Source organism: Legionella londiniensis (assembly GCF_001467825.1).
Lineage (GTDB): Bacteria > Pseudomonadota > Gammaproteobacteria > Legionellales > Legionellaceae > Legionella_A > Legionella_A londiniensis.
On the sequence record NZ_LNYK01000016.1, the window covers coordinates 113886 to 130971 of the forward strand.

The following is a 17086-nucleotide window of genomic DNA, read 5'->3' on the forward strand; positions in this document are numbered from 1 at the left end:
GATTGACGGCTGCAGTTACATCAGGAGGAGCAATGAAGCAGAAATCAAATATAAATGGCAGAGAAGTGTATGTTGTTGATGGCAGCCGTACACCTTTTCTTAAAGCAAAGGGAGTTGGGCCTTTTAGCGGTTCTGATTTGGCTGTTGCAGCAGGTGAGCAGCTGTTGAATCGTCAGCCTTTTTCTCCTTCAGAGTTGGATGAAGTCATTATTGGCTCTGCCATGCCAGGCCCGGACGAAGCAAATATTGCCAGAGTGGTTGCCTTGCGTTTGGGATGCGGCGAAAAAGTACCTGCCTTTACCGTCATGAGAAACTGTGCGTCTGGCATGCAGGCACTGGATAATGCTGCTATGCAGATTGCTGCTGGCCGAAGCAATCTCATCCTGGCAGGGGGCACAGACGCCATGAGCCATGCGCCTATATTATTTAAAGAAGATATGGCGGCCTGGCTGTCTCGTTGGTATTCTGCGAAAAATTTCGGTCAAAAATTAAACTTAATGACACAATTTAAAATTTCCTATTTATCTCCAGTGATTGCGTTGCTCAAGGGTTTAACAGATCCCATTGTTGGGCTTAACATGGGGCAAACCGCTGAAAAATTGGCTTATCGCTTTAACATTTCCCGAGAAGAAATGGATGACTATGCATTGAGAAGCCATCAACGGGTGACAAAGGCTTATGAGGAAGGCCGAATGGATGAAGTGGTTCCCATCATTGATAAGAGGGGCAATTTATATAAAAAGGATGACGGCATAAGGCCTGATACTACATTGGAGAAGCTTGCGCAGTTAAAACCTTTTTTTGATAAAAAATACGGTCAAGTTACCGCGGGTAACAGTTCGCAGGTGACGGATGGCGCAAGCCTTTTGTTGCTTGCCAGCGCTGAAGCAGTCAAACAGCATCAATTGCCAGTTTTGGGAAGAATTGTTGATTCACAATGGGCGGCGTTAGATCCGGCTCAAATGGGGCTGGGTCCAGTTTATGCGGCAGCACCCATTATGCAGCGCCATAACCTGAAACCTGATGATTTTGATTGTTGGGAAATCAATGAAGCTTTTGCAGCACAGGTTTTAGCTTGTATCAAGGCCTTTGAAGATGATGATTTTTGCAGGAAACATCTTGGCCTTTCAAAATCAATTGGGGCGCCGTCGTTTTCACGTTTGAATAAGGATGGAGGAGCAATTGCTGTAGGTCATCCCATCGGCGCAAGCGGCGCGCGCATCGTATTACATGTGTTAAAAGATTTGGAAAAGAATAATGGTAAACGAGGTTTGGCTGCGATTTGTATCGGTGGCGGTCAGGGCGGGGCTATGTACTTGGAGCGGGTGACAGAGGTGAAGGGACATGAGTAATTATCAACACTGGGATAGAAAGCAGGATGAAAATCAAATCATTTGGCTGGGATTTAATCGCCAAAATGAATCTGTCAATAGCATTAACAATGAGGTGCTGGATGAATTAAACAGCCTGTTACAGGATATTTCACAAGCCGGTAATGCAAAAGGTTTGGTCATCTATTCTCTTAAAGAGAAAGGGTTTATTGCCGGTGCCGATGTTAATGAATTTGCGCGATTTGAAAAAGCTGAAGAAGCTGTGGATTTTTTGCGCAAAGGCCAGGCTGTATTTTCCCGGTTGGAATCACTATCCATACCAACCGTTGCCATGATTGATGGATTTTGTATGGGAGGAGGCCTGGAGCTGGCTTTGGCTTGTGATTATCGTATAGCTTCTGATGAAAAAGACACGAACCTTGGCTTGCCGGAAGTGAAGCTTGGAATTCATCCCGGCTGGGGCGGTACAGTGCGTCTATCCCGGCTAATTGGCGGATATCATGCTTTGTCCAAAGTCATACTCACTGGTAATGCTATCCGTGCTGAAAAGGCAAAAAATCTTGGCATTGTTGATGATGTTGTGCCAGTGAGGCAATTAAAACGCGCTGCTGTTTATTATATTGAACATAAGCCGGCAAAACACAAGCCAAGCTTTATAGAGTCACTCAGCAATTATTTCGTGGTGCGTCCCTTGCTTGCAAAACTAATGCGCCGGGAAGTTGCCAAAAAAGTACGGCAAGATCACTATCCTGCGCCTTTTGCTGTGATTGACCTTTGGGAGCATGAGAGTGGATTTGATGAGCGCGCCTTCTTGAAAGAAGCAGATTCTGTCGAACATCTCATAACCAAAAATGACACAGCAAGCAATTTGATCCGTGCCTTTCAATTACGAGAGCGCATGAAAAGCTTCGCGAAACAGGGTAATTTTAAGGCAAAACATGTGCATGTCATTGGCGCGGGCATCATGGGAGGCGATATTGCGGCCTGGTGTGCTTTACGCGGGCTAAGGGTGACCCTTGAAGATCAGAATTATGAAAAACTGGCGCCTGCCTTTGGCCGGGCTCATGAATTGTTCAAGAAGAAGCTCCGCCAAGCGAGACTGGTTCAGGCAGCCTATGATCGGTTGATAGCCGACGTTGACGGACATGGCGTGGCTCATGCGGATGTTATAATAGAAGCGGTATATGAAAAGCTTGAGCTGAAACAGGAAATTATGAAGCGGGTTGAAAAAAAGGCAAAACCTGATGCGATAATTGCTACGAATACTTCAAGCATTCCCTTGGATGAAATCAGTTCAGTCATGAAGAAACCTGAACGATTAGTCGGAATTCATTTTTTTAATCCAGTTGCCATGATGGAATTGGTTGAGGTTGTGAGCAGTGAGATAACCGCTGCAACCAGCAGTAAAAATGCCTGTTCTTTTGTCGGCCAGATTAGCCGCCTCCCATTGCCTGTAAAATCTAGCCCGGGTTTTTTGGTAAATCGGATTTTAATGCCTTATCTCATGGAAAGCGTGCAGTTGCTTGATGATGGTTATCGTCCGGAGTCTATTGACCATGCAGCAAAATCTTTTGGCATGGTAATGGGCCCTGTAGAACTTGCAGATACAGTGGGGATGGATGTTTGTCTTGCTGTTGCCGAGAATTTGACAGGCTATTTTGGCGGAAATGTGCCGCAGAAGCTCCGTGACATGGTACAAGAAGGTAAATTGGGCCGCAAATCAGGCGAGGGATTTTATCAATATAAAAATGGAAAACCGGTCAAGCAAAAGCTTGTGGATGATAGCCATGATAAAGAAATAGCGGATCGCTTGATTTTGCGTATGATTAACGAAGCGGCTGCCTGTTTAAGAGAGGGGGTGGTCATGGATGCTGATTTGCTGGATGGCGGCATGATTTTTGGCGCAGGATTTGCGCCATTCCGCGGGGGGCCAATGCATTATGCCAAACAGTTTGGCCATGGCAAGCTCAATGAATTATTCTCAAGGCTTCAGTCTCAGTATGGAGAGCGGTTTAAGGAAGATGCGGGAATTAAAGAATATACCTGAATTTTCCCCGATAATTATTGAGGGGAGATTAAAGTGTTTGTTTTTGATTCCCCTTAACCATTAATTCGCTGTATTTTCTCCCGCAAGGGAAGAAAAAAGTTAAGTTTTTATAATTTCTAACCCGGATTGGGTAAAGTGATAGTCCGGGAATAATTATTTAAGCATCATTTCAGTTTCTGCCAATCTGAGGGTTTTTGTAAATAGTGAAGTTGGCCAGATGGAGCGAGCTTCCCGTCTTCAATAGCTTCTTCAATGGTGTGATCACTATACAGATGGGCGTGTTTATCCAGGATATCCCATTCTGGAGTAGCCAATCCAGAGGAATTTCCTGTTAAGGGTTTTGGAATTTTATTAAAAAATGAATATCTTTGGGCGTAGTTAATCTCATTTGTATAAACCGAATTTTTTATAGTGGTTGAATATCCATAATCAAGAAACTCATGATTTTTAATTGAATTATTTGGGCGGGTACTGATATCAATGATACGCGGATCCCAAGCATCCACTTCCCATAAGGAATAATCTTTTTCACTTTTTAATTTAATCTTTATCTCTAAATAGACATGATCTTTTTTAACCGAATTTACAATCCGAATTCTGGCCCGGGCGCCATGAGAGTCAATTTTTTTTGCAATTTCAACAAGAAGAAAATCGGCCAACTCATGACAGTTGCCTAAACCAACATGTTCGAGCAGGTTATGCCGGTATATATAATCATTTTTATTGGTATTTTCTAGCGGTTCTCGAACATTTTTATAAAAATAATCATTTTCTTTGATTTCTTGGTGATATTTTTTATACCCACTTAATTGATTGCTAATTGTTATTTTATCGCGGGTTAATACAATTGCCTGGGTGCATATGTTGACAAAATTTTCTCGTGATAATAATGCCATGATATTTATAAACAACTAAAAAGGACTAATATGTTACCATACAGGTATTAAGAGACCATTATGCCTAATCCTTTCCTGAACTCTTTTAAACAAGTTATAAATTACAGGCAGGACAAATAAAGTGAACAAGGTGCCCAAACCAAGGCCGCCAACAAGCACGGTGCCTATTGCGCGTCTTGCTTCTGCGCCAGCGTCATGCGCATATAGCAAAGGTATTGCGCCGAAAATCATTGCAGCGGTCGTCATTAATATCGGCCGTAAGCGCAAGACTGTTGCCTCAAGAATGGCTTCTTGCCTTGATACGCCTCGTTTTTGCAATTGATTGGCAAATTCCACAATTAAAATTCCATGTTTGGATATTAGGCCAATTAAGGTGATAAGCCCAACTTGCGTGTAGATATTGGCAGACTGGTTAAAGAGATAGGCAAAAAGAAGTGCGCCAGAGCATGCAAGCGGTACGGTAAAAAGAATAATGAATGGATCAATAAAATTTTCAAATTGGGTGGCTAAAATTGCATAAATAAAAACCAGTGAAAAAAAGAACAAAAAGAGCATGGTGTTTGATGAATCATGAAATGCTTTTGCTGCTCCCACCCAATGGAGGCCATAGTGCCTGGGTAGTTCATTTTTTGCCATTTGCCACAGTTGTTTGATGCCATGTTCTAAAGAATCCTCTTTTTTCAATTGCACGTGAATGGTTGTAGAGCGCATTTGTTGGTAATGTTCGAGTGTTACCGGTTGGGTTTGCAATTTCATGCTTGCTACGGCGCCAAGCGAAATGCGCTTGCCATTAGGTGCGGTCACATAGAGTTCATGCAGGGTATATGGCGAACGTTTGCCTTTGACAATCAGGCTGTATTCTATGCCATCTTTCTCGAAGCTTTGGGATTTATCGCCGCTGAAGAAAATTTCGATGGTTTTAGCAACCTGTTTTGCATTTAAATTTAATTTGGCAAGTTGCTTGTGATCCAGCTTAATTTCATAGCCTAAGCTGTCTAAATGCAAATCATGGTAGGTTGACGAGAAAGCTTTACTGTTATCCAGGACTGATTTCAGTTTGGCTGTTTGTGCAAATAGGTTTTGGTAACTGTCTGTAGTCGAAATAACCAAATCCAGTTGAGTGCCATTACCGGCGCTATCGATGCCTGGCAAACCAGTATCCCAACTCCAGATCCGGGGTTCAATTGAGGGTAAATTGTTTAAGCTAGGCTTCAGCTCTTCAACTAACTGACTTGCCGAACGGTTTCGTTGGCTATGTGGTTTCAATGGAAAGAGCATATTACCTCCCCAGTCACCGATAAAGGTTAGGCGGTTTTTAGACTCAGGAATTGTCCCAATGCTTTTTTCCAGTGTTTTTATTTTTTTATCCAAATCAGAAATGTTTTCACCTTTGGTAGCGGGTGTATAAATTCCAATTAAACCTCTGTCCTCTTTAGGAGCCATTTCTTGATTTAGGGATTGATAAATAACAAGACTGAGAATAATGGAGATAATGGCGAGAATAAAAATTAACCGTTGTTTATGAAAAACATACTTTAATGCTTTTTCTAACTTTTGGTTTAGGTATGAAAGGAATTGATCAATTGCGGGCCATAAAGAATCGGATTGCAGGCGGAGCAAATATCCGCACATTAAAGGTGAGAGCGTCAATGCTACAATGCCTGAAATGAAAACACTCCCTGCCAGAGCGACAGCAAATTCAATGAATAATTGCCCAAGCATGCCTTCGATAAAAGCCAGAGGTAAATAAACACTGATAAGCGTAAAGGTCATGGCAATAACAGCAAACCCAATTTCGCGAGCTCCTTTTTTAGCTGCCTGTAAAGGAGATAGTCCTTCTTCAATGTGACGCCAGATATTTTCAAGAACGATGATTGCGTCATCTACGACAAGACCTATTGCCAAAACCATGGCAAGCAGGGTCATTAAATTCAGGGAATAACCAAATAACTTGAGAAAAAACAAAGCACCCAGCAAAGAAATAGGAATTGTAACCAGCGGAATAATGGTTGCGCGAAAATTTCTTAAGAATAAAAACACAATGATTAATACCAGGGCAATTGCTTCTATGATTGCAGAACGAACATTGTGAATTGATGCGTCGATAAAATCAGATTGATCAATGATGACTCTGAGCTTTAAATCAGCAGGCAGTGTTTGCTGTATGACCTCAATTGCTTTATGGACTCTTTTTGATACTTCAAGCGGATTGGCGTCTGCCGCGCGATTGATTGAGAGTACCAAGCCTGGATTGCCGTTTACCCTTACTTTAAATTGGTTTTTATCTGTCGTGAGTGAAATATCAGCAATTGATTTCAGGGTAACTGGATGGGCAGTGGAAGATGGGATTAAGAGATCTTCATAATCTTTTTGCGTATTTAGCCTGGAACTTAATGTAGCTGGGATTTTATTTTGATAATTTCCAGCCGGTAATGAAATTCTGTTTTCTATCAAGGCACTCATCACATCGCTGGCATTGATTCCAAAAGAAAACAGTTTCTCAGGTTCAAGTTCAATCTTATAGGTATAAGGCTGTCCCCATACGTTGACTGAGGCAACTCCAGGCAGGCTTCTGAAAATATTTTTAAGATTGAGGTTAGCATAATGCGTCAGATCGCCAAAATTTCTGGTTGTGGACTCAAGCGATACCCCAATAAAGGGCAAACCGGAAGTTTTGCTTTTTCTCTCTATGGAGGGAGGCTTGACTTCGTCGGGAAGTCGAGACTGGGCTTTGGATACTGCATCCTGCACCGCATTAAAGGCTTTGTCCATTGACGTACCGGCCTGGAATTTTAGAGTAATTGAGGAAGAACCGTTATTTGATTGCGAGGTGATGGTATCGAGTCCCTCAATGCCCGCTAAACGATCCTCAAGAATGTTTGTGACAGATGATTCAACCAATTCCGAGCTTGCATTGGGATAAACAGCAGAAATATTAATGATAGGGAATGTGATTTGCGGATATTCGCGAACGCTTAGATTATACAAGCATAGAATCCCTAAAACGCCGAGCATAATATTTAAAACAATGGCAATGACGGGATGTTCAATAAAATAAGTTGTAACTTTCATGATTGAGTTGTTTGGGAATAGGTTTCTGGCTGATAGATACTGACCTCCATTCCTGGATGTAATTGTTCCTGCCCTTTACTTACCACCTTTTGCCCGGGTTGCAAGCCTTGGAGAATTTCTATTTGCTCTTTCTGCCGCAGGCCTGTTTTGACGGGTTTCAAAACGATTTTACCTTCTTCAACCAGATAAACATGGGGTTTGCTATCTTTTAAAACCAATGCTTGAAAGGGAATAACCAGCGCGTTTTTTCTTTCTGCAGATACCAGCTGAACCCTTACCGTGTTTCCTACCAGGCAGGCGTTGCAATCTATTTCAATATCGCCTGGACACATATGAGTGCTTTCATCCAGCATTTTTTGCAAATGGGTTAGCCTGTATCGTTTTCCTAATACATAGGCGATAGAGCCTTCATGAATGGAATCCAGATTGCTGCAGGGAATATCGACATCAACAACAAGAGAGGATGGATCGTAAATTGTCACCACTGGTTCGCCTGAGGAGACAAGCGCTCCCTCACGCTTTTTGTAGGCTCCAACAATGCCGTCAAAAGGAGCGTAAAATTTTAAATTTTCTGCTTCAATTTTAGCTCTGGACAACTCCTTTTGTGCCTGGATCCAGATCTGTTTTTTTTCTTCAACTTCGCGGGGGCTGACAAATCCTTTTTTTACCAATAGAGTTAGGCGTTCATACTGACTTTTAGCCAATTGCTCTGCCTTTTGGGAGAGCATGACGTGATTTTCGAGTTCCGGATTAATAATTTTTGCAAGTAAAGTGCCTTTTTTTGTTTTTTCACCAGAAGGGATAAATATATCCAGTATACCCGTGCCATTTGCGGTCATAACTGCGGTATGTTTTGGATTGACAGTGCCAAGGAGATCAATCGTTTGCTGAAAATCTTGTCTGGTTATTTTTTCAACTTCAACCATTTTTTTGGGTGGCAACGGCATTTCCCCGGGCTTCTTAAATAGAAGCGGCATACTTTGCCATATTAATCCAAAAAGAATGATTGCGGGTACACATTTTTTAAGCAACAACTTCCAGTATTTGTCTGATAAGGATCTTGCAAACTGCATTAATTGTAATCAAATAATTTGTCCATCCAGGGAATGTACCACAATAATGTTTAAATATTAAGCATTATTATGATGCTTTTGGCAAATCCTCAATAAATAGTGGGCAATCAACAGGATGACAATGCTTGCCAGGACATCGCTGAGATAATGCCACCCAAGCAAAACACAGGAAAGAACCAGGATAGTATTGGCAATTAAAATGAGCGCAAAAGCTATTTTCCATGGATGCAGCAAGTATACACATAACCAAGCCCATATCACATGGAATGAAGGCAAGGCAATCATGCCTCCTTCAATGGTTGAAGGTTCAATGTGATGATGTATCTCAAAAAATTTTATGCCAGTGGCTTTTTGTTCCTCGATAAAATGGGGGCTTTCTATGATGCTTGCCGGAGCAGTGGTTGGGAAAAAATAATAGATGCTAAATCCGAATAAAGCTGAGGCTAATAACAGAAATAAGTATTGTCGCAATATATGATATTTGCCTGCCGCGATGACAATTAAAGGTATGGCTGCCATTTGGTAAGCCAAGGATTCATACATCCAGGTCAGAATTGCTACAAACAAAGGATACTGATGCGTCCAATCAAGCCACTTTTCTAAATGGATGTGAAAATAAGATTCAAAGGCAACGATCTTTTGATCGATAGTAGGGAACGGGGTGTATTGGGCTGCATTGGTGGCATAAGCCAGAACACAAAGCACAAGATAGTAAAATGTGATTTCTTTAAAAATTCTGGTTAATCGAAAATTTCGCCGGAATTGCAACAAAAGACCGCTGTAAATTAATATCAGAATTAATACGGTCAGTTCAATATTAGGCGGTATATAATTATTTCCCGGATAATGAATGAAATAATAATTAACACCAAGCGCGATCGAAGATAAGAGAATTAATAATGCTGCGGCGATAGCGATACATTTTGTGAGTGAAGGACGCATTAATCAAGCTTGTCGTCTAGTATGGCTTGCTGTTTTTGTTTAATGGCATGATAAATTTCCTCACGATGGACATTAACCGAACGCGGGGCATTCACTCCAAACTTAACATTACCATGTTCTTGCGTTTTAAACGCGATAACCTGCACCTTTTGTCCGCCCAAAGATACAATAAGTGGCTCTTCAAAGGGAACGGTAATGATTTGCATATTAAAAAACCTCTTTGTTTTTTAATACGTTATAACTGATTGAGAAGTTAAATGCAATGATATTTCTACAGGTTTTCTTTATTTTGAACTAAAAATATGATTCATGGCGTTACGGTTAGAGAAGCAATCAAAGGCAGATTTTTGCATAAGGCATTATAGAGCCATAGTATGATTTTACCTGGAGAGGGTATCAGGAAATTGCTCATAAAAGATAAATAGGTTATCATTTAGCGCTTTTAACCTTGTCTCATTACGAATTGCCGTGAGAGACTTTTATCCAAAAGGAGATATCATGAGACACTATGAGATTGTGTTTCTTGTACACCCTGATCAAAGCGAACAGGTACCTGCAATGCTTGAACGTTATGAGGGGATTATCAGCAAGCATAATGGAACCATTCATCGTAAAGAAGATTGGGGACGCAGACAGCTGGCTTACACCATAAATGATGTTCATAAGGCACATTACATATTAATGAATATTGAATGTAACCTTGCGGCATTGGATGAATTAAAAAATGCCTTTAAATTCAATGATGCAATCCTTAGGCATTTGATCATTAAACGCAAAGAAGCCATCACGACTGAATCAGTCATGATGAAAAAAGATAAAGATTCTCGTGCAGCATAAAAGGTGGTGAATGATGTCAGCTTATTCTCGACGAAAAAAAATGAGCCGGTTAACGGCAGAAGGCGCCAGTGAAATCGATTATAAAGATGTTAATCTTTTAAAAAATTACATCACTGAAACAGGTAAAATCGTACCCAGTCGCATCACTGGAGTGCAGACCCGATTTCAGCGGCAGCTAGCAAATGCAATTAAGCAGGCCAGATTTCTTGGATTGCTTCCATATTGCGATAGTCATAAGTAAATAATGACCCGAATACGCAGATTAGCATATACGCAAGGCAAGTATCTGCTTGAAAATTACAGGCAAGCTTTATTATGTGCGGTATTGCTTGCGGTATTTTCCTATACTGCCTGGTTGTCTTCTGCTGTGATTGCATTGATCACATTGCGCCGCGGCGTAAAAGAGGGAGGCCTGCTTTTGGTTGCTGCAGTTTTGGTGCATTGCCTGCTTGCACAAATGCAATTTTCCTTTTTTCCGGCGCTTGTAAGTTCATTGCTCAATTTTGTGCCCTGTTTTTTTGCTGCGTGCCTGTTGCGCCTTAGCGCAAGTTGGCGTGCGGTGGCTGGCATTCTCTTTGCGCAAGTACTTTTCGTGATGATGCTGTTACAGTGGGGCGCGCATGATTTTATTTTGGCGCAATTTGCATATTTTCAGTCAGTGGTGCGGGATTTGCAAGCCGACGGTGCTTTCAGCCATTTTCTAAGCAGTATGAATTCAGGTCATTCGGCTGTTCTTGCGAATTATCTGCTTGGCATTCAGGCAGCGGGTGTCGTTTTTTCTGCTGTATTATCCCTGGCGCTGGCTCGGGCAGTGCAATCCCTGATTTGCAATCCGGGTGGATTCACACGGGAAATGTTAGAATTTCGTGGCCAAAAGATGGAATTATTATTGCTGGTTGGCATTCTGTTTATGGTAAATCTTGGTAGCGCTCTTGCCATAAACCTGCTGCCTGTGATGTTGTTTTATTTTTTGCTTGCCGGATTGAGCCTCAGCTTTAATCTTTTTGCTAAAGAAAAGCCGTATCGCTCAATTGTATTGTTGATCCTCCCGATGATTTTCTTGCCCATAATCATGTTTTTTGTATATGTAATATTTGGATCATTGGATAGCTTGTTTAATTTTAGATTGTATCTGCATCGAGCAGATGAAAGAATGCGAGGTTAATAAGATGGAAGTAATTTTACTTGAAAAGGTACGAAACCTTGGTAACTTGGGTGATAAAGTTTCTGTGAAACCAGGATATGGCAGAAATTATCTTATTCCCCAAAATAAAGCTGTTTTTGCTTCTGAAAAGAACATTGAGCTTTTTGAAAAGCGCCGTGCAGAACTTGAAAAGAAAGCGCAGCAAGCATTAGCCAAAGCAGAACAGCGTGCTGCCAAGCTTAATGACACAAATCTTGTGATTACTGCCCAGGCTAGCGATGAAGGCAAACTCTATGGCTCTGTTGGTGTCAATGAAATCAAAGAAGCTTTAGAAAAACGCGACATTGAGGTTTATAAGCGTGAAATCGTGTTGCCAGAAGGTCCAATTCATGCTGTTGGCAATTATGAAGTGGAAGTCCATGTGCACAGTGATGTGGTTGCAACATTGCGGGTTGAAGTTGTAGCAGCCAAGTAAGATATCATTGAAGCTTAATCTGCTTGATCAATACCGGCACATGATGAAAGAACCCTCTCACCTTGGTGGGAGGATTCGAGTGCTATAAAAACTGACTCCCGGATTTTGACCGAATCCAATCCAGGCCAATACAATAAAAGGTGCTGGGCTAGAACTGTTCAATTCTGGTTACCGCATACGCGGGCTCTTCATAAGGATGAGCTTTTTTGAGCTGATGAACGATCTCATGTATCAAATCTACATCACAAAGCATCTCTACCTTATATTCAGCCACATAGCTTAGCTCCTCCGGCTTTCCAATTGTTGGGTTGGCGCCGGCCAGGGGGCGGAACTGCCCTTGACCCAAACATTGCCAGCATGCATGATCATAGTCACCAATTTTGCCCGCCCCAGCTGCAAAGAGGGCGTTTTTGACGGTTTCCAAATGAGATTCTGGCACATAAAAGGTTAATTGATAATACATCGCTCTATTCCTTCCATTTGATATTACAACCTATACTTGGTTGTTGATTTTCAGGTACCGGCTTGTCGGCCAACAACGCATCAAGGGCATCGCGTATGGATTTTCCATTCGGTTCGATGGCATTCCCAGGTCGAGAATCGTCTAATTGGCCGCGATAAACCAGTTTAAGCGTTTCATTAAATATAAAAAAATCTGGCGTACAGGCTGCTTGATAAGCTTGTGCTACTTCTTGTGTTTTATCAAATAGATATGGAAAAGGATAGCCTTGTTCCAGGGCGGTTTTTCTCATATTGTCAGGTGAGTCATCTGGATATTTTTCTATGTCATTTGAATTAATGGCAATAAAGCGAACGCCTGAGAGCATGTAATCATTGGCAAGCCGTGTTAGTTCCGGATTAACATGTTTGACATAGGGGCAGTGATTGCAGATGAACATAATAACAGTTGCTTTAGCATTATCCCGCTCAGTCAGGCTAACCATTTTTCCCGTAATCACATCGGGTAATGTAAAATGCGGAGCTTGCGTACCCAAGGGCAGCATGGTGGATGCTGTTTTCACCATAAGGCTTCCTCCAAATCAAATTTAAAAAGCAATCATAAAAGCTGTGCCAAAAACAAATACCAGGTTTAATATTGCCCATAACAAGGCTATATATTTTCCTCTGAATACTTGATAGAGCGCAAAAATAGAAATGCCAAGGCTGCCAAAGAAAAATATCCAAAGATTTTCATACGAAAAACCAATAGAGTGCAGGGCAATTCCGCTAATTCCAATAAAACGAAATAACCGCAATTCTCCGCTTAGCAAATAATAAACCAGCAATTGTAAGCATAGCATGAGAGGGAGTAAGATTTGCAGCATTGGGCCTATGTCTAACAAAATGCTTCCGTGCCCGGCAAGGAGAATAAGCTCCAGTGCTACAAAATATGTGAATTTAAAATAAATTGCTGTCACTAAAAGAAGTGTTGAGCCAATGACATAATAAATCTGCGGCAAGGGCTTCGTAAACCCAAATAAAATAAAGATTGCGCCAATAATCCCGATCGTGAGAAAAAAGATCGATTTGAATTGGGACTTTGCCAGATTACCAACGGAGTAAAATGCCTTTTGCGACGGCATCTTTAATAACCCTATTTTGCGGCTTGTTGGTTGATACCCAGTAATTCCCCATATTGCTTAAAGCAAATTTAACACGGGGATATTGGCAAACTTCAAGCACATCACTGCAATTTACCAGAGCTGTATTGTCGTTATCGAGTTTATAACATTTAAAGTGGATATTTTGGATGTCTGCAGCGAATGCCGACCAGTTGGATGGGTCAAGTTTACTTTTTAAACTGGGGCTTAGGAACACTTCTCTTGTTTCATGACGTTCCAATTCAATCTGACTATCTGAAATATTTTGTATCAGATAGAATGTCTGATTTCCCTGCTCATTCAGGATCAAATAATTTTCATGGTAAACAAATCCCGTCACTTCGCAGCCGCGAGGAAATTTGCTTGCGCTATGAAGCGATCCTGTAAATAAGAACATAAAACTCATTATAGTCAGAATTTTCAAATGAGATGTCATGATTTTGTTCAATCCAGAAAAATAAAATTAAAAAAAATTATTCTTAAAGGAGAACAACCCTTCTGTCTTGATTTTACATGGGTTGCAGCGCCTAATAATATCATTAAAAAACGCTCTAGTCTTTACCTGCAGAAATTTTAGCGATAATCATCGGTGAATATGTTCGATAAATACTCAGTATTAAATACATGATGATGTAGCCGAGTGAGATAGATAACCATATGGGATGGCTTTCAGGATAATTCCAAAGAAGCAGCGCTGAACTGATGCCGTAAAGTATTGAACACAAGTGCATTAATATCTTTAGGCGTCTTGAGTCTGTTAAATAGTCTAGCCTTGAGGGGTAAACATACTTAACCGGTATAAAAATCAAAACACAGAGAATAGTAAGCAACCAGGCATTAGTCCACATCGAAGTATTAAAAATAAACATATAAAATATCGCAAAATTCCAATAGCAGGGAAAGCCTTTAAAAAAGTGATCAGGCGTTTTGGCATCAGCCTGGCAGAACTGGTAAGCAGATGTGATAGTGATCGCTAAAGCGATCCATAAACTCGAGGCGTCGGGCAGCATATCTGGTTTAACAAGCAGAAAAAAAGCTGGGGTAATTACATAGTTTAGATAGTCAACAATATTATCCAGTAAAGTCCCGTCAATTTTTGGCATGACTTTTTTTACCTGTACAAGCCTGGCTAATGTTCCATCTACTGCATCGATAATCACGGCCAAAGCCATAAGCCATAATGCCTGCACATATTCATGTTGATGAATTTTGAGCAATGTGAGAAGGCCGACAAAGGCAGCACTGGCGGTAAAAGCATGAACGCCTAGCGCTAGAGCAGAAAACATGCGAGGAAAACTTTTTTCTGTATTATTCATCAGCTATCCTACTATAGTGACTCGTCACATTATATTTTATGTACAATGCTTTATCTTTCATCAGCAAAGAATTGCAGGGTCATGTTTAAGCACAAAATTACAGGCCCTAATCAGAGAGGCACTATTTAAATTCTATTGAAACTAAAAGAATATTATCAACAATTAAAACTTCTGTGCAAGAATTGCAGTTAATTGAACGAACTTATCTCAAGGCAAGGAGCAAATATGCAGCTAAAAACCATTAATCCTTCCACTGAAGAAGTGATACAAGTGTATCCCTTATATCAGGAAGAAAGAATTCACGCATTAATTGATGCTGCCCACATCAGCTATCTTGCCTGGCGTACGACAGATTTTAGCCAGCGCACCCAGCGTATGCAGAATATGGCAAAGCTTCTTCGCGAGAATAAAAAAAAATATGCGCAGCTGATGGCGAGAGAGATGGGGAAACCTGTAACAGCCGGAGAATCAGAGATTGAAAAATGTGCCTGGGTTTGTGAGCATTTTGCCAAAAAAGCCGCATCATACCTGGAGCCTCGCTTGATTCATACCGAAATGAGGAAAACAAAAGTCTGTTACCTGCCTCTAGGCGTTATTTTTAGCATTATGCCCTGGAACTTTCCATTCTGGCAGGTATTTCGCTTTGCGGCGCCTGCCATTATGGCTGGAAACGCTGTGATTTTAAAACATGCGCCGATCTCTACCGGTACAGGTAATGAGATTGCGGAGCTTTTTTTACAAGCTGGATTTCCTGAGCATTTGTTTCAACATTTTCTATTAGATAACAAACTGGCTGAAATAGTCATGGCACATGAGAAAATTGTGGGCGTGACTTTAACAGGGAGTGAAGAGGCAGGGCGGGAAGTAGGCTCTAAAGCTGCTAAACATTTAAAAAGAGTTGTGTTAGAACTTGGCGGTAACGATCCCTACGTGGTGCTCGCTGATGCTGATTTGGATTTAGCTGCAGAATCTATTGTAACCTCCCGAATGAACAATTCAGGCCAAAGCTGCATTGCGGCTAAAAGAATTATTGTTGTCAATACTGTTCTCGATGAGCTGACTGAAAAGATTCTAAAGGAGGTGGAAAAGTATAAAATAGGTGATCCCATGGATGAAGACACGAAGCTTGGGCCTATGGCCAGAGAGGATTTGCGTCAGAAAGTCCATCAGCAAGTCAAAGAGAGCGTACAAAAGGGCGCCAAATTATTAACTGGCGGAGAATTGCCTAAGCAAAAAGGGTTTTATTATCCTCCCACTGTATTAGATGGAGTTGAGCCTGGCATGCCTGCCTTTGACGATGAAGTATTTGGACCGGTCATATCTTTAATTTCTGCTGATGATGAAATACATGCGATAAAGCTTGCCAATCAGAGCCGATTTGGCCTGGGTGCCGCTGTTTTTACGAGGGATATTATACGTGGTGAGGAAATTGCGACCCATGAAATCCAGAGCGGTTCATGCTTTGTGAATACTTTTGTTGCATCAGATCCGCGAGTACCTTTTGGCGGAATTAAACACTCTGGTTTTGGGCGGGAACTGTCGCAGGAGGGGATCCTTGAATTTGTCAATGTAAAAACGGTTAGTGTCAAATAAGATGAATACAATCAGGTTAGATAATCAGTCCCATTCCCAGCAAATAATTTTTGTAGACGTGCAAAAACAGCAAATGCGCTGTTATCAACAGGCCGAATTATTCAAGGTTTATCCCGTTTCTACGGCAAGAAACGGATTGGGTGAAAAGATGAACAGTGAATGCACTCCGCGCGGCTGGCATAGAATTCACAGTATTATTGGCCGGGAAATGGAAGCAAACACAGTATTTGTCGCTCGCGTCAGCACTGGAGAAATCTATACACCGGAACTTGCTGCAAAGAACCCAGGCCGTGATTGGATATTGACCAGAATTCTGCGGCTCGACGGCCTTGAAGGCGGGCGCAATAAAGGCGGAGAAGTGGACAGCTTAAACCGTTATATTTATATTCATGGCACCCCCGATGAAACTCTTTTGGGTATTCCAGGTTCCCGCGGGTGCATCAGAATGAATAATCTTGACATTATTGAACTTGCAGAGTGGGTTGAAGTCAATACTTTTTTACATATCGCCTAAACTTGAATACAATCTTTGTTTAATTCTGTTTTATTGCATCCCCTCATCCAGTAAGGGTAAAGAAGCCAATAAAAATTAAACGGCCGCAATATTCTGTATAAATTTGATTCAATATATGCTCCATGCGTGCTTTCTTTGACTGTGTAGGCAATCCTGTCTTGAGAATTCTCGTCCAAAAGCAGAACATTTTTTCCTAAATTATCGCAAAAGTATTTGCATTAGGTATATAATTCCCCACAAATTGT

General features: G+C 41.3%; 18 protein-coding genes. 8 read left to right on the plus strand and 10 right to left on the minus strand.

The window, feature by feature from the left end; all coding sequences use genetic code 11:
• The first annotated feature begins 32 nt into the window (after nt 1–32).
• Together Llon_RS06370 and Llon_RS06375 are read left to right on the plus strand one after the other, a co-directional pair.
• A complete protein-coding gene (locus Llon_RS06370; protein ID WP_058529234.1) occupies nt 33–1352 on the plus strand; it encodes an acetyl-CoA C-acetyltransferase in 1320 nt (439 codons plus the stop codon).
• A complete protein-coding gene (locus Llon_RS06375) occupies nt 1345–3378 on the plus strand; it encodes a 3-hydroxyacyl-CoA dehydrogenase NAD-binding domain-containing protein (RefSeq protein WP_058529235.1) in 2034 nt (677 codons plus the stop codon). Before Llon_RS06370 ends, Llon_RS06375 begins: the two co-directional genes overlap by 8 nt.
• A gap of 164 nt (nt 3379–3542) precedes the next feature.
• On the opposite strand, the gene Llon_RS06380 is transcribed toward Llon_RS06375, so the two are convergent.
• From Llon_RS06380 to Llon_RS06400, 5 genes are read right to left on the minus strand one after another with little or no spacing between them, the layout of a single operon-like run.
• On the minus strand, nt 3543–4274 hold the full coding sequence (locus Llon_RS06380; protein ID WP_058529236.1) for a hypothetical protein: 732 nt from the start codon (nt 4272–4274) through the stop codon (nt 3543–3545).
• Nucleotides 4275–4307: 33 nt separating this feature from the next.
• Nucleotides 4308–7346 (minus strand): efflux RND transporter permease subunit, encoded by a 3039-nt coding sequence (locus Llon_RS06385; RefSeq protein ID WP_058529237.1) that lies wholly within the window; start codon nt 7344–7346, stop codon nt 4308–4310.
• On the minus strand, nt 7343–8419 hold the full coding sequence (locus Llon_RS06390) for an efflux RND transporter periplasmic adaptor subunit (RefSeq protein WP_083503276.1): 1077 nt from the start codon (nt 8417–8419) through the stop codon (nt 7343–7345). The genes Llon_RS06385 and Llon_RS06390 overlap by 4 nt, the downstream gene beginning before the upstream one ends.
• 57 nt (nt 8420–8476) lie before the next feature.
• Nucleotides 8477–9361, minus strand: coding sequence for a phosphatase PAP2 family protein (locus tag Llon_RS06395; RefSeq protein WP_058529238.1), 885 nt, complete (start codon nt 9359–9361; stop codon nt 8477–8479).
• Nucleotides 9361–9567 (minus strand): carbon storage regulator, encoded by a 207-nt coding sequence (locus Llon_RS06400; protein ID WP_058529239.1) that lies wholly within the window; start codon nt 9565–9567, stop codon nt 9361–9363. Before Llon_RS06400 ends, Llon_RS06395 begins: the two co-directional genes overlap by 1 nt.
• Nucleotides 9568–9859: 292 nt before the next feature.
• Here Llon_RS06400 and rpsF point away from each other — a divergent pair, with 292 nt between their 5' ends.
• From rpsF to rplI, 4 genes are read left to right on the plus strand one after another with little or no spacing between them, the layout of a single operon-like run.
• Entirely contained in the window at nt 9860–10198 is a 339-nt protein-coding gene (rpsF, locus tag Llon_RS06405) for a 30S ribosomal protein S6 (RefSeq protein WP_058529240.1), read from the plus strand.
• Nucleotides 10199–10211: 13 nt separating this feature from the next.
• Nucleotides 10212–10439 (plus strand): 30S ribosomal protein S18, encoded by a 228-nt coding sequence (gene rpsR, locus Llon_RS06410; protein ID WP_058529241.1) that lies wholly within the window; start codon nt 10212–10214, stop codon nt 10437–10439.
• Nucleotides 10440–10442: 3 nt separating this feature from the next.
• Nucleotides 10443–11363 (plus strand): hypothetical protein, encoded by a 921-nt coding sequence (locus Llon_RS06415; protein WP_058529242.1) that lies wholly within the window; start codon nt 10443–10445, stop codon nt 11361–11363.
• Nucleotides 11364–11367: 4 nt separating this feature from the next.
• Nucleotides 11368–11817 carry a 50S ribosomal protein L9 gene (rplI, locus tag Llon_RS06420; RefSeq protein WP_058529475.1) on the plus strand — a complete coding sequence of 150 codons (450 nt, stop codon included), beginning with the start codon at nt 11368–11370 and terminating at the stop codon, nt 11815–11817.
• A 148-nt stretch (nt 11818–11965) separates the two neighbouring features.
• Here rplI and Llon_RS06425 read toward each other — a convergent pair whose 3' ends face one another.
• The 5 genes from Llon_RS06425 to pcsA all read right to left on the minus strand — a co-directional run bounded on the left by Llon_RS06425 (nt 11966) and on the right by pcsA (nt 14734).
• Nucleotides 11966–12280, minus strand: a complete 315-nt coding sequence (locus Llon_RS06425; RefSeq protein WP_058529243.1) for a YqfO family protein — start codon at nt 12278–12280, stop codon at nt 11966–11968.
• A gap of 4 nt (nt 12281–12284) precedes the next feature.
• Nucleotides 12285–12842: a thioredoxin family protein gene (locus Llon_RS06430; protein ID WP_058529244.1), complete on the minus strand. Its 558-nt coding sequence runs from the start codon at nt 12840–12842 to the stop codon at nt 12285–12287.
• 21 nt (nt 12843–12863) lie between these two features.
• Nucleotides 12864–13400 carry a hypothetical protein gene (locus tag Llon_RS06435; protein ID WP_058529245.1) on the minus strand — a complete coding sequence of 179 codons (537 nt, stop codon included), beginning with the start codon at nt 13398–13400 and terminating at the stop codon, nt 12864–12866.
• Nucleotides 13366–13815 carry an enhanced entry protein EnhB gene (locus tag Llon_RS06440; RefSeq protein ID WP_237758279.1) on the minus strand — a complete coding sequence of 150 codons (450 nt, stop codon included), beginning with the start codon at nt 13813–13815 and terminating at the stop codon, nt 13366–13368. Before Llon_RS06440 ends, Llon_RS06435 begins: the two co-directional genes overlap by 35 nt.
• A gap of 154 nt (nt 13816–13969) precedes the next feature.
• Nucleotides 13970–14734 carry a phosphatidylcholine synthase gene (pcsA, locus tag Llon_RS06445; RefSeq protein WP_058529247.1) on the minus strand — a complete coding sequence of 255 codons (765 nt, stop codon included), beginning with the start codon at nt 14732–14734 and terminating at the stop codon, nt 13970–13972.
• Nucleotides 14735–14959: 225 nt separating this feature from the next.
• On the opposite strand from pcsA, the gene Llon_RS06450 reads away from it, so the two are divergent.
• On the plus strand, nt 14960–16327 hold the full coding sequence (locus Llon_RS06450) for an NAD-dependent succinate-semialdehyde dehydrogenase (RefSeq protein WP_058529248.1): 1368 nt from the start codon (nt 14960–14962) through the stop codon (nt 16325–16327).
• Between the two features lies 1 nt (nt 16328).
• Nucleotides 16329–16841 carry a L,D-transpeptidase gene (locus Llon_RS06455; protein WP_083503288.1) on the plus strand — a complete coding sequence of 171 codons (513 nt, stop codon included), beginning with the start codon at nt 16329–16331 and terminating at the stop codon, nt 16839–16841.
• The last annotated feature ends 245 nt before the right edge of the window (nt 16842–17086 follow it).

Coding starts and splice junctions, on each gene's coding strand:
- Llon_RS06370 (WP_058529234.1), top strand. CDS start 33: ATGAAGCAGAAATCAAATATAAATGGCAGAGAAGTGTATGTTGTTGAT.
- Llon_RS06375 (WP_058529235.1), top strand. CDS start 1,345: ATGAGTAATTATCAACACTGGGATAGAAAGCAGGATGAAAATCAAATC.
- Llon_RS06380 (WP_058529236.1), bottom strand. CDS start 4,274: ATGGCATTATTATCACGAGAAAATTTTGTCAACATATGCACCCAGGCA.
- Llon_RS06385 (WP_058529237.1), bottom strand. CDS start 7,346: ATGAAAGTTACAACTTATTTTATTGAACATCCCGTCATTGCCATTGTT.
- Llon_RS06390 (WP_083503276.1), bottom strand. CDS start 8,419: ATGCAGTTTGCAAGATCCTTATCAGACAAATACTGGAAGTTGTTGCTT.
- Llon_RS06395 (WP_058529238.1), bottom strand. CDS start 9,361: ATGCGTCCTTCACTCACAAAATGTATCGCTATCGCCGCAGCATTATTA.
- Llon_RS06400 (WP_058529239.1), bottom strand. CDS start 9,567: ATGCAAATCATTACCGTTCCCTTTGAAGAGCCACTTATTGTATCTTTG.
- rpsF (WP_058529240.1), top strand. CDS start 9,860: ATGAGACACTATGAGATTGTGTTTCTTGTACACCCTGATCAAAGCGAA.
- rpsR (WP_058529241.1), top strand. CDS start 10,212: ATGTCAGCTTATTCTCGACGAAAAAAAATGAGCCGGTTAACGGCAGAA.
- Llon_RS06415 (WP_058529242.1), top strand. CDS start 10,443: ATGACCCGAATACGCAGATTAGCATATACGCAAGGCAAGTATCTGCTT.
- rplI (WP_058529475.1), top strand. CDS start 11,368: ATGGAAGTAATTTTACTTGAAAAGGTACGAAACCTTGGTAACTTGGGT.
- Llon_RS06425 (WP_058529243.1), bottom strand. CDS start 12,280: ATGTATTATCAATTAACCTTTTATGTGCCAGAATCTCATTTGGAAACC.
- Llon_RS06430 (WP_058529244.1), bottom strand. CDS start 12,842: ATGGTGAAAACAGCATCCACCATGCTGCCCTTGGGTACGCAAGCTCCG.
- Llon_RS06435 (WP_058529245.1), bottom strand. CDS start 13,400: ATGCCGTCGCAAAAGGCATTTTACTCCGTTGGTAATCTGGCAAAGTCC.
- Llon_RS06440 (WP_237758279.1), bottom strand. CDS start 13,815: ATGTTCTTATTTACAGGATCGCTTCATAGCGCAAGCAAATTTCCTCGC.
- pcsA (WP_058529247.1), bottom strand. CDS start 14,734: ATGAATAATACAGAAAAAAGTTTTCCTCGCATGTTTTCTGCTCTAGCG.
- Llon_RS06450 (WP_058529248.1), top strand. CDS start 14,960: ATGCAGCTAAAAACCATTAATCCTTCCACTGAAGAAGTGATACAAGTG.
- Llon_RS06455 (WP_083503288.1), top strand. CDS start 16,329: ATGAATACAATCAGGTTAGATAATCAGTCCCATTCCCAGCAAATAATT.